The sequence below is a fragment of the Cryobacterium serini genome, assembly GCF_004404025.1.
Taxonomy (GTDB): domain Bacteria; phylum Actinomycetota; class Actinomycetes; order Actinomycetales; family Microbacteriaceae; genus Cryobacterium; species Cryobacterium serini.
Genome location: NZ_SOHN01000019.1, coordinates 19516 through 31064, shown reverse-complemented (window position 1 = coordinate 31064; position 11549 = coordinate 19516). Strand labels below are relative to the sequence as shown.

The 11549-nt window shown below is 62.7% G+C and carries 9 protein-coding genes; 6 read left to right on the top strand and 3 right to left on the bottom strand.

Translation table 11 applies throughout. The features are described from left to right. Positions 1 to 135: 135 nt before the first annotated feature. Positions 136 to 807: a GntR family transcriptional regulator gene (locus E3T51_RS15715; RefSeq protein WP_134530685.1), complete on the bottom strand. Its 672-nt coding sequence runs from the start codon at positions 805 to 807 to the stop codon at positions 136 to 138. A gap of 134 nt (positions 808 to 941) precedes the next feature. Here E3T51_RS15715 and glyA point away from each other — a divergent pair, with 134 nt between their 5' ends. Genes glyA through E3T51_RS15685 form a run of 6 tightly spaced genes read left to right on the top strand, consistent with a single transcriptional unit; the run spans position 942 to position 8832 of the window. After that, positions 942 to 2270 carry a serine hydroxymethyltransferase gene (gene glyA / locus E3T51_RS15710; protein ID WP_134530684.1) on the top strand — a complete coding sequence of 443 codons (1329 nt, stop codon included), beginning with the start codon at positions 942 to 944 and terminating at the stop codon, positions 2268 to 2270. Further along, positions 2267 to 3487, top strand: coding sequence for a sarcosine oxidase subunit beta family protein (locus tag E3T51_RS15705; protein WP_134530683.1), 1221 nt, complete (start codon positions 2267 to 2269; stop codon positions 3485 to 3487). The genes glyA and E3T51_RS15705 overlap by 4 nt, the downstream gene beginning before the upstream one ends. A gap of 33 nt (positions 3488 to 3520) precedes the next feature. Further along, entirely contained in the window at positions 3521 to 3868 is a 348-nt protein-coding gene (locus E3T51_RS15700) for a sarcosine oxidase subunit delta (protein WP_134530682.1), read from the top strand. After that, the gene (locus E3T51_RS15695) at positions 3865 to 6813 is read left to right on the top strand and encodes a 2Fe-2S iron-sulfur cluster-binding protein (protein WP_134530681.1); all 2949 of its coding nucleotides are present in this window, start codon (positions 3865 to 3867) and stop codon (positions 6811 to 6813) included. The genes E3T51_RS15700 and E3T51_RS15695 overlap by 4 nt, the downstream gene beginning before the upstream one ends. Next, the gene (locus tag E3T51_RS15690; protein WP_241989385.1) at positions 6785 to 7468 is read left to right on the top strand and encodes a sarcosine oxidase subunit gamma; all 684 of its coding nucleotides are present in this window, start codon (positions 6785 to 6787) and stop codon (positions 7466 to 7468) included. Before E3T51_RS15695 ends, E3T51_RS15690 begins: the two co-directional genes overlap by 29 nt. Beyond that, entirely contained in the window at positions 7459 to 8832 is a 1374-nt protein-coding gene (locus tag E3T51_RS15685) for an L-serine ammonia-lyase (protein ID WP_134530680.1), read from the top strand. The genes E3T51_RS15690 and E3T51_RS15685 overlap by 10 nt, the downstream gene beginning before the upstream one ends. 73 nt (positions 8833 to 8905) lie before the next feature. On the opposite strand, the gene E3T51_RS17295 is transcribed toward E3T51_RS15685, so the two are convergent. Together E3T51_RS17295 and E3T51_RS15680 are read right to left on the bottom strand one after the other, a co-directional pair. After that, positions 8906 to 9004 carry a cyclodeaminase/cyclohydrolase family protein gene (locus E3T51_RS17295; RefSeq protein ID WP_166806517.1) on the bottom strand — a complete coding sequence of 33 codons (99 nt, stop codon included), beginning with the start codon at positions 9002 to 9004 and terminating at the stop codon, positions 8906 to 8908. 42 nt (positions 9005 to 9046) lie between these two features. After that, positions 9047 to 11539: a GcvT family protein gene (locus tag E3T51_RS15680; protein WP_134530679.1), complete on the bottom strand. Its 2493-nt coding sequence runs from the start codon at positions 11537 to 11539 to the stop codon at positions 9047 to 9049. Positions 11540 to 11549 lie beyond the last annotated feature (10 nt).

Below are 11549 nucleotides of genomic sequence, written 5' to 3'. Positions count from 1 at the left end.
ATATGCATAGATATGCATAGATACGCATAGATACGCATAGATACGCATAGATACGCATAGATACGCATCGATACGCATCGATAGGCATAGATACGCATCGATAGGCATCGATACGCAGAGATCCCGACCGGGCGTTTAAAGGGCGGTGCGGATGGTCTTCTCGAAGTTGGTCACGTGCTCGAGGGCCAGCTCAGCAGAAAGTTCGCCATCGCCGTCGGCGATGGCCTGGAGCAGCTTGACATGCTCGGTGATGTGCCCGGACACGGACGGTATTTTGTCGAGCACCAGACACCAGATGCGCGTTGCCAGGTTGTCATAGCGGATCAGCACGTCTTCCAGATGCGCATTGCCGGCTGCCGCATAGATCTGCCGGTGCACTTTGATGTCAAAGCGCATCAGGTCAGGCTGGTCCGAGTTGCCGGGTTCTGACCGGGCTATATCAGCGGCTAAATCCCGGAACCGTGCGCGCATCGGCGCAGAGGCGTTCCGTGCCGCGCGTCGCGCAGCGAGGGGCTCCAGGAGTTGGCGGATCTCCGAGATGTCCGCCAGCTCGGTGAAGTCGACGCGGGTCGCAAAAGTTCCGCGGCGCGGGTAAGAGACGACGAGATGGTCGCTTTCGAGGCGTTTAAGTGCCTCACGTACCGGGGTGCGCCCAATTCCTAAATTCGCCGCCAAGACTGAATCATTGATGGCGTCGCCCGGGCGTATCTCCAACATGATCAGCTGGTCGCGCAAATTGCGGTACGCCTGCTCCGACAACGGCAGATCCGTCTCCGTTGTTGCGCCCCCTGCTGCCGTGCTCGTCATGTTTTCTCCTAGCGGTGCTCGCCCCGCAGGAAGCCCTTGACGTCGAGCCAACCGCATCCTAATATTACACCTAATCTGATATATCAATTGGCTAGTAGTTGCGCATTAGCGATAAATTTCAAAGGAGCAAACCCATGGTCGATGTGCTCACCGGTACCCTCGCCAGCGTAGATGCCGAGGTCGACGAGGCCATCACGAGAGAGCTGGTCCGCCAGCAATCGACGCTTGAGATGATCGCCTCCGAAAACTTCGCCCCCGCAGCCGTCATGGAGGCCCAGGGTTCCGTGCTGACCAACAAGTACGCGGAGGGTTACCCGGGCAAACGCTACTACGGTGGCTGCGAGCACGTTGACATTATTGAACAGCTGGCCATCGACCGGGTCAAGGAGCTCTTCGGCGCTGAGGCCGCCAACGTACAGCCGCACTCGGGCGCGCAGGCCAACGCTGCCGCCATGTCGGCGCTTCTCACCCCGGGTGACACCATCCTGGGATTGGACCTGTCCCACGGCGGGCATTTGACGCACGGCATGCGGCTGAATTTCTCCGGCAAGTTGTACAACGTCGTGCCGTATCACGTGCGCGAATCAGATATGACCGTGGATATGGCCCAAGTCGAATCGCTGACCATCGAACATCAACCCAAGCTGATCGTGGCCGGGTGGTCCGCATACACCGGCCAACTTGATTTTGCGGAGTTCCGCCGCATTGCAGACCTCGTCGGTGCCTACCTCATGGTGGACATGGCGCATTTTGCCGGGCTGGTCGCTGCTGGTCTGCATCCGAATCCGGTTCCGTACGCGGATGTCGTCACCACAACGACACACAAGACTCTGGGCGGGCCGCGGGGCGGCGTGATCCTCAGCCGGCAGTACCTGGCGCGCAAGATTAACAGCGCGGTGTTTCCCGGTCAGCAGGGCGGCCCGTTAGAACACGTCATCGCCGCGAAGGCAGTCTCGTTTAAAATTGCTGCCACTCCAGCGTTCCGTGAGCGACAGGAACGTACCCTCGAGGGTGCCAAGATCCTCGCCGAACGCCTGCTCGCCCCCGATGTTGCCGAATGCGGAATCTCCGTGGTCGGCGGTGGCACGGAGGTGCACCTGGTGTTGGTGGACCTCCGTAAATCCGCACTCGACGGTCAGCAGGGCGAGGACCGGCTGCACCGGATCGGTATCACCGTCAACCGCAACGCCGTTCCCTTCGACCCGCGGCCGCCCATGATCTCCTCCGGTCTGCGGATTGGCACGCCCGCCTTGGCTACCCGCGGCTTTGGCCGCGCCGAATTCACCGAGGTGGCTGACATCATCGCGCGGGCTATAACGGGCGACCTCAGCGAAGACCGCGCGATCGTGTTGCGAGAGCGGGTTAGGAAGCTGACCGAGACATTCCCGCTGTATCCGCAGCGCTCCGCCCCGCTTTCGTCCGAGCCCGCAACCGCGACCATCCTGAGCGGAATCGCACAGTGAGCACCCAGCCGCTTCAGGAGCATCCGGAATTTTTGTGGCACAACCCCGAGCCCAAGAAGTCGTACGACGCCGTGATCATCGGTGGCGGTGGCCACGGTCTGGCGACCGCATATTACCTGGCAAAAAACCACGGGATGACGAACATTGCCATCCTGGAGAAGGGCTGGCTGGCTGGCGGAAACATGGCCAGAAACACCACCATTATCCGTTCCAACTACCTGTGGGATGAGAGCGCAGCCATCTATGAGCAATCGCTCAAACTGTGGGAAATTCTGCCGGAAGAGCTCGAATACGACTTTCTCTTCAGCCAGCGTGGTGTCATGAACCTCGCCCACACTCTCGGGGACGTTCGTGAAAGCATTCGTCGAGTCGGCGCCAACCAACTCAACGGGGTCGACGCCGAATGGCTCGATCCGCAGCAGGTGAAGGAACTCTGCCCGATCCTGAACATCAGCGACAACATCCGCTACCCGGTCATGGGAGCCACATATCAGCCGCGGGCAGGCATCGCCAAGCACGACCACGTGGCATGGGCGTTTGCCCGCAAGTGCGACCAGCTGGGGGTCGACATCATCCAGAACTGTGAGGTTACCGGCTTCATCAAAGACGGCGACCGGGTCACCGGCGTGGAAACCAGCCGCGGCACCATTAACACCGGCAAAGTGGGACTGTGCGCGGCCGGACACAGTTCATTGCTCGCGGAGATGGCCGGGTTCAAGCTGCCGATCCAGTCCCACCCGCTGCAAGCTCTGGTTTCTGAGCTGCATGAACCCGTGCACCCGACGGTGGTGATGTCCAACCAGGTGCACGTGTATGTGTCCCAGGCACACAAGGGCGAGCTCGTGATGGGGGCCGGAGTCGACTCCTACAATGGCTACGGCCAGCGCGGGTCGTTCCATGTCATCGAAGAGCAGATGGCCGCGGCCGTCGAATTGTTCCCGATCTTCGCCCGGGCCCATGTGCTGCGCACCTGGGGCGGCATCGTCGACACCACAATGGATGCCTCGCCCATCATCGGGACGACCCCGGTGGAGAACATGTACGTGAACTGCGGGTGGGGAACCGGCGGTTTTAAAGGAACGCCAGCGGCGGGGCTGACCTTCGCCCACACCATTGCCACCGGGTCTCCGCACGCCCTCAACAAGCCGTTCTCGCTGGAACGTTTTGAAACCGGCGCCCTGATCGACGAGCACGGCGCCGCCGCCGTGGCTCACTAGAAACCGACCCATCAGAATCGTAAGGAGCACGCCATGTTGCTGTTTCCATGCCCCAACTGCGGGCCGCGAAATGAAACCGAATTTCACTATGGGGGACAAGCCCACGTGGCTTACCCCGAGCATCCGGAAGAACTCAGCGACCGGGACTGGGCGGAGTACCTCTTCTACCGCCAGAACACGAAAGGGCTCTTTGCCGAGCGATGGGTGCATAGCGTCGGCTGCCGGAAGTGGTTCAATATGCTCCGCGACACCGTGAGCTACGACATCACGGCCGTTTACCGTATTGGCGAACAGCCGCCAGCACCGCGGCCGACGCGATCGACAACCGGCAACGCCAGAAGCGCCGCTGACCTCGCGGCACGGGAAGGGGCACAGCCATGACCCGTCAACACACCCAATCCAACCGGCTCAGCAGCGGCGGACGAATTGACCGCCGCACGATCTGCAACTTCACCGTGGACGGCGTTGAGTACACCGGTCATCCTGGCGATACCGTGGCCTCCGCACTGCTCGCTGCAGGTCGCGTGACTGTCGGGAATTCCCTGTATGAAAACCGGCCGCGGGGCATCATGTCCGCTGGCGTTGAGGAGTCCAATGCGTTGGTCAGGGTGGCGGGACGATTCCCGGGCCACGTGGCCGAATCCATGCTCCCCGCCACAACCGTGGCACTGGTCAACGGCCTCGAGGCTGAATTCCTTTCCGGCCAGGGCAAGCTTGACCCGGGCGATGACAAAGCGGTCTACGACAAGAAGTATGTTCACACCGACGTTCTTGTGGTCGGCGGCGGACCAGCCGGGCTGGCAGCGGCACGGGCTGCGGCCCGCACCGGTGCGCGCGTCATCCTTATCGACGACCAGCCCGAGTTGGGCGGGGCATTGCTTTCGGGCCGCGATGAGCACGTGGCGGAGGTAGACGCACTCGAGTGGGTCACCGACATTGCGCTCGAACTGGCCACCATTCCCGAGTGCACGGTACTGCACCGCACCACGGTATTCGGCTCCTACGACAGTAACTTTCTCATCGCCGTCGAGAACCGTACCGACCACCTGCAGACGGCTCCGGCCGACGGCGTGTCGCACCTGCGCGTCTGGCACATCCGTGCCCAGCAGGTAGTGCTGGCGACCGGCGCGCACGAACGCCCGATCGTCTTTGAAAACAATGACCGACCCGGCATCATGTTGGCTTCTGCTGCCCGCACTTATCTCAACCGTTACGGTGTGGCCGCCGGTTCCCGGGTTGTGATCGGCACCACCAATGACAGCGCATATCTGCTCGCCAGCGACCTACGTGCGGTGGGCATCGAGGTGGCGGCGGTGGTCGACGCCCGGTCGGAGCCGTCGGCGCTTGCAGCGCTCGTGGCCGCCAACTCGGGTGTGCGAGTTCTCTACGGCAGCGCTGTGGTTGACACCGCGGGTGAAGACCGCCTGGCGAGGGTCTCGGTTGCCTGTATCGATGCCGACGGTGCGCCGGTGGGTGGCATCGAGGAATTCGAGGCGGACCTGCTGGCAATCTCCGGCGGCTGGAGCCCCGTCGTGCACCTGCACAGCCAGGCCCAGGGCAGGTTGCGATGGGACCAAGACCTGGTCGGATTCGTACCGTCGACGGTGGTCCGCAACCAACAGGTCGTCGGCGCAGCCCGCGGCAGCTACGCACTGGCAGAGTGCGTCGCCGAGGGTGCGTCAGCGGGGGCGGTCGCCGCCGTCAACGCCGGATTCAGTACCAGCCACGCCGTTGATGCCGCCATCGCTGTACTAGCCCGCCCGGCCCGCCCGGCGCAGCCCACCGCACCGACCCGCGCCCTCTGGCTGGTCGGCGGGGCTGAAGGGACGGCATCCGACTGGCATCATCACTTCGTCGACTTCCAACGCGACCAGAGTGTGGCCGACGTCTGGCGGTCCACGGGGGCAGGGCTCCGCAGCGTAGAGCTGATCAAGCGCTATACCTCTATAAGCACCGCCAACGACCAGGGCAAGACCTCCGGCGTGAATGCGATCGGTGTCATTGCTGCGGCCTTTCGCCAACAGGGCTCTGCTGTCGACCCCGACATCGGCTCGATCGGCACCACGACGTACCGTGCCCCGTTTACACCGGTGTCGTTCGTGGCCCTCGCCGGACGACAGCGCGGGGACCTGTTCGACCCCGCCCGCCGCACCTCTATTCACACCTGGCACGAACAACGCGGTGCCGTGTTCGAGGACGTCGGCCAGTGGAAACGGCCGAGGTATTACCCCCTGCCGGGCGAGGACATGGACGCCGCCGTGCTGCGTGAATGCGCGGCCGTGCGTGGTTCCGTGGGCTATATGGACGCCACGACGCTGGGCAAGATTGAAATACGTGGCACCGGGGCGGGGGAATTTCTAAACCGCATTTACACCAACGCGTTCAAAAAGCTGGCACCCGGCTCGGCCCGCTACGGCGTCATGTGCACCCCCGACGGCATGATCTTCGACGATGGGGTGACGCTGCGACTGGATGACGACCGTTACTTCATGACCACGACCACCGGCGGCGCGGCGAAAGTGCTGGATTGGCTTGAGGAATGGCTACAAACCGAGTGGCCGGAGTTGGACGTGAGCTGTACGTCGGTGACAGAGCAGTGGACCACCATTGCCGTCGTCGGGCCGAAATCCCGTGCGGTGCTGAGCAGTTTGGCGCCGGAGCTGGACCTTTCCACCGAGGCCTTCCCGTTCATGACGTTCCGGGAAACCGTGCTCGCCTCCGGCGTTGCGGCCCGAATCTGTCGCATCTCGTTTTCCGGCGAACTGGCCTACGAGATCAATGTGCCGGCCTGGTATGGGCTCCAGACCTGGGAAGACGTGACCATAGCCGGAGCGGAGTTTGACATCACTCCGTACGGTACGGAAACCATGCACGTGCTGCGCGCGGAAAAAGGCTACCCGATCGTCGGCCAGGACACAGACGGCACCGTGACCCCGCAGGACGCGGGAATGGAATGGGTGGTCTCTAAGGTCAAGGATTTCATCGGCAAGCGCTCGTATGAACGAGCCGATGCGCGCTCGGAGGGTCGGAAACACTTGGTGAGCGTGATGCCCGTGGACGGCACCATCCGGTTGCCGGAGGGCACTCAGCTCGTCGATGCAGACGTGCCCATCACTCCGAGTGCCGGCCCCGTTCCAATGCAAGGTTTCGTCACGTCGAGCTATCACAGTGCGGCTCTGGGCCGGTCCTTCGGACTCGCGCTGATCAAGAACGGTCGAAATCGGATCGGCGAACGACTGGTGGCTGTCCTCGGAACAGAGCTGGTGGACGTTGTCGTGGGGAATACACTACTTTTTGATGTCGAAGGGAAGCGCCGAGATGGTTGACACGATTGAAAGCACGGATGCCCAAACCTCGGATGTCTACGAAACGCGCCTGCGCGCGCGCCGTCACAGTCCCGCCGAACACCTCTGGGTGGACTTTGCTGCAACCACGGTAGGGGAGGCCCGGGTCTCCCTGCGGGAAATACCCTTCCAAGCTATGGTGGGCATCCGTGTTGATCCGCTTTCTGCGAGCGGCCGCCGCATCGGCATCGTCACCGGCGGTCTCCCGACCGAGTGTGGGCAGGTCGCCACCGGGGCCGACGCAGCGGCCGTGTTGTGGTTGGGGCCGGACGAGTTTCTGCTGGTGGCTCAGGAGGAGGCCGTGGCTGGCACGATTGCCGCCGCGTTGGCGGCAGCCCTCGGTGATGGAGCTGGACAAGTCGTCGATCTGTCCAGCAACCGCACCACTTTCGAACTTGCCGGTTCCGCCGCCCGGGCTGTGTTGGAGAAGAGCTGCGCGGCCGACCTGCATCCCCGGTCCTTCCTCGCCGGCACGGCAATCGCAACCGTGATCGGCAACGTTCCGTCCGTCCTGTGGAAGACCGGCAATGAAACGTTCCGCGTATTCCCGCGAGCGTCTTTTGCCGACTACCTGGGTCGATGGCTCTTGGATGGCATGCGTGAGTTTACGTCGGCGGAGGGTAAATCATGGCGTTAAGCGTGTTGGACCTTTTTTCGGTGGGCATCGGGCCTTCCTCCTCGCACACGGTGGGCCCGATGCGCGCGGCCAAGCGCTTTGCCGATGGGCTGGTCCGCGACGAACTGCTGGACGGCGTCGTGCGGGTGCGGGTGGAGTTGTTCGGCTCGTTGGGTGCGACCGGCCGCGGCCACGGCTCGGACAAGGCCGTGGTGCTGGGGCTCCAGGGCCAGACACCGGAAACCGTGGACATTGCAACAGCGGACGATCAGGTGGCGGCGGCCGCGCTGGACGCACGGTTGATGCTGGCTGGCCGGCACGGCATCGACTTCAACTTCACCGAGGATGTGCTCCTGCACCGGCGGAAGTCATTGCCCGCACACCCGAACGGCATAATCTTTCGGGCTATGAGCCGCGACGGCGCCGTAGTGCGGGAGCGCACGTATTATTCCGTCGGTGGTGGGTTTGTCGTCGATGAGGAGGCCGTGGGGGTGAACCGGGTGGTTGTGGACCAAACCGTTCTGCCGTACCCGTTCACCACGGCCGATGAGCTTTTGGCTATCTGCGCCCGGGAGGGACTGGGTATCTCCAACGTGATGCTGGCCAACGAGCTCACCTGGCACACGGAGGTCGAGGTGCGAGCGAAGCTGCTGAACATCTGGTCTGTTATGCAGGCATGCGTGGCGAACGGGTGCGCTGCAGACGGTACCTTACCCGGCGGCCTGCGGGTTACGCGCCGGGCTCCGGCGCTGTTCCGCGCTCTGCAGGCGCCGGAGGATCTTGCTGACCCCCTGCGGGCGATGGAATGGGTCAACCTGTTCGCTCTTGCGGTCAACGAAGAAAACGCGGCAGGCGGTCGGATCGTAACGGCGCCCACCAACGGGGCGGCCGGCATTATCCCGGCCGTGCTGCACTATTACCTGAAGTTTGTCCCCGGGGCCGACGACGACGGCGTCGTGCGTTTCTTGCTGACAGCGGGGGCGATCGGAATCCTGTTCAAGCTGAACGCGTCTATCTCCGGCGCCGAGGTCGGATGCCAGGGTGAGGTGGGATCGGCCTGCTCTATGGCCGCCGGCGCCCTCTGCGAAGCGCTGGGAGGAACGCCCATCCAGGCGGAAAACGCCGCGGAAATCGGCATTGAGCACAACCTGGGTCTGACCTGCGATCCCGTGGGTGGGCTTGTGCAGATTCCGTGCATCGAGCGAAACGCAATTGCCAGCGTCAAAGCCATCAACGCCGCACGGCTGGCCCTCTATGGGGACGGCAGCCACAAAGTGTCACTGGACAAGGCCATCAAGACCATGCGCGACACCGGCGCCGACATGATGACCAAGTACAAAGAGACGTCTCGGGGTGGCCTCGCCGTGAATGTGATCGAGTGCTGAGATAAGTATCCCTTCTGCCCGGCAAGCGCCGGAAACGGTTCGCTACAGGCTCACCGTGGACTGCCGCGCGCCCTTAGGCGGTGTCGATGGCCGCGACGGCACCGCCGCCGGGGGTGGGCTCGCATGAGGTGAGGCTGGCGAGGTAGCCATCCATTACTTCTGAACTGATCATCTGTCTTCCTGACTATGAGCCTCGGAATAATCCAGCGGGGTGCTAGCCGCGCAGCCTGGTCATCGTGGGGTCGTACAGCGGATCTGCGGTGACCGTGGCCTGGATGCGCCGACCGAAGTACTCGATCTCAACTGAGTCCCCCACGCTGACAGCCGCGGGAAGGTAAGCGTAGGCGATCGGTTTGGCGACGGTGTAGCCGTAGGCAGCGCTGGTGATGTAGCCGACCGCCTGGTCTTGGTAATAGACCGGTTCTTTGCCCAAGACGATGCTCCGGCCGTCGTCGACCGTCAGGCAGCACAGGTGCCGTGCGGAATTTTCCTCGCTGCGCTCCTCCAACGCTGCCTTTCCGACGAAGGATTCTTTGGCCATTTTCACGGCGAATCCCAGTCCGGCTTCCCAGGGGTCGTGCTCGGTGGTCATGTCCGTGCCCCAGGAGCGGTAACCCTTTTCCAGACGCAGCGAGCCGAACGCTGCACGGCCTGCCGCGATAACACCGTGAGGCTGGCCGGCCTTCCACAGCGCATCCCAGAGGCGCTGCCCGTTGTCTGCACTTGTGTAAAGTTCCCAACCCAGCTCGCCGACGTAGGACAGGCGCATGGCCGTGACATTGACGCCGCCGATGACTACCTCCTTGGTGCGGAAGTAACGGAGACCGTCATTGCTGAAATCGTCACTGCTGACGGTGCTGATCAGGTCCCGGGCGAGGGGTCCCCAGAGGCCAATGCAGCACGTGCCTCCCGTCGTATCGCGTACCTGCACCCAGTCGCTGGCGCTCCCGCTTTCAGTCTGATGACGGGCTGCCCTCTCAAAGTAGGTAGTGTCGATGTTTCCGTTGGCTCCGAGCTGGAAGGTGTCTTTGCTCAGCCGGGCCACGGTGATGTCGCTGCGGATGCCGCCGGTGTCGTCCAGAAGGAGTGTGTACGTCACTGCGCCGGGCTTCTTGTCCATGTCCGCGGTGGTGAGTTCCTGCAGCAGCTTCAGTGCTCCCGGGCCGGAGATCTCGAGGCGCTTGAGCGGAGTCATGTCGTACATGGCCACTGCCGTGCGGGTCTTCCAGGCTTCAGCGGCGGCGATGGGTGAGCTGAACATCCCCGACCAGGCATCGCGAGCTGGCGGTAGCCAGCTGTCGGGCATTTCTTTCAGCAGCTCTGCGTTAGCTTCGAACCAGTAGGGGCGTTCCCATCCGCCGCCCTCCAAGAAGAACCCGCCCAATTGCTTGTGACGGGCGTGGAACGGACTTACACGGAGGTTGCGGGGGGAGAGCTTGGACTGGAGTGGGTGGAGGACGTCGTAGATTTCCACGAAATTCTGTTGCGACGTCTCGTTGACGTATTCCGGGGTCAGCTGGACCTCTTCAAAGCGATGAATATCGCAATCACCCAGATCGATCTCCGACCTGCCGGCGGTCAGCAGTTCGGCAACGGCGCGGGCGATACCAGCAGAGTGGGTCACCCACACGGCTTCGGCGACGAAGAAGCCGTCCAACTCCTTGGACTCGCCCACCAGGGATCCGCCGTCGGGGGTGAAGGAGAAGATGCCGTTGAAGCCATCCTCTATGTCGCTTTCCTGCAGCGCGGGCAGGATCCGCTTGGTGGCTTCCCATGCCGGGAGGAAGTCCTCCAAGGTGAAATCCAGCCGGGAGGGCATGTTGTGTTCGTTGATCGCGGCGGGCTCAAAGGTGCCGAGTTCGTCAAGGTCCACGGGCATGGGGCGGTGAGCGTAGGAACCGATGCCGTAGCGCTCGCCGTGCTCGCGGTAGTACAAGTCCTGATCCTGGTGTCGCAAAATGGGTAAGGAGGCCCCGTTGGGCAGGTCGTTCTTGCCCTTCAACGCCGGCACCGGAGTGGTCTTGACGTACTGGTGGGCCAAGGGCAGAAGAGGAACGGACATGCCGATCATTTCGCCGATCTTGGCCCCCCAGAAGCCTGCGCAGGAAACCACGATGTCCGCTGGGATAACACCTTCGGACGTCTGGACGCCCGTGACGCGTCGGCCGGACTGTTCAATACCCGTCACCATGGTGTTGCCCCGGTACTTGACGCCCGCGGCTTCCGTACGCTTGATCAGCAGTTGAACGGCGCGGGCGGCGTCGGCCAGGCCGTCACTGGGGACATGGAGTCCACCCACTATGTCTTCTTCATTCAGGAGGGGATAGAGCTCCATGCACTCTTCACGAGAAAGAATTTTGCCGCTGATTCCGTATGAGGCTGCGTATCCGAGCTTCCGCTTCAGGTCAGCGAGACGCGTCTCGGTGGTGGCGACCTCGAGGCCGCCGACCTGATTGAAGCAGTTGACGCCGTCCTCGGTCAAGGACAACAGCTTCTCCACCGTGTACTTGGCGAAGAGGGCCATGGACTTTGAGGCGTTGGTCTGGAAGACAAGACCGGGGGCGTGGGACGTTGACCCTCCCGGCATGTTCAGTGGCCCTTGGTCGAGGACAGTGATGTTGTTCCACCCTCGGGTAACTAGTTCATCGGCCAGGTTCGTGCCGACGATTCCAGCTCCGATAATGACAATGCTTGGCGTCGATGCCATGTGGTTTCTC

What these genes read in the sequence shown, in the direction of transcription:
- E3T51_RS15715 (WP_134530685.1), bottom strand. Translation starts at nt 807, where the DNA reads ATGACGAGCACGGCAGCAGGGGGCGCAACAACGGAGACGGATCTGCCG.
- glyA (WP_134530684.1), top strand. Translation starts at nt 942, where the DNA reads ATGGTCGATGTGCTCACCGGTACCCTCGCCAGCGTAGATGCCGAGGTC.
- E3T51_RS15700 (WP_134530682.1), top strand. Translation starts at nt 3,521, where the DNA reads ATGTTGCTGTTTCCATGCCCCAACTGCGGGCCGCGAAATGAAACCGAA.
- E3T51_RS15695 (WP_134530681.1), top strand. Translation starts at nt 3,865, where the DNA reads ATGACCCGTCAACACACCCAATCCAACCGGCTCAGCAGCGGCGGACGA.
- E3T51_RS15690 (WP_241989385.1), top strand. Translation starts at nt 6,785, where the DNA reads ATGTCGAAGGGAAGCGCCGAGATGGTTGACACGATTGAAAGCACGGAT.
- E3T51_RS15685 (WP_134530680.1), top strand. Translation starts at nt 7,459, where the DNA reads ATGGCGTTAAGCGTGTTGGACCTTTTTTCGGTGGGCATCGGGCCTTCC.
- E3T51_RS17295 (WP_166806517.1), bottom strand. Translation starts at nt 9,004, where the DNA reads ATGATCAGTTCAGAAGTAATGGATGGCTACCTCGCCAGCCTCACCTCA.
- E3T51_RS15680 (WP_134530679.1), bottom strand. Translation starts at nt 11,539, where the DNA reads ATGGCATCGACGCCAAGCATTGTCATTATCGGAGCTGGAATCGTCGGC.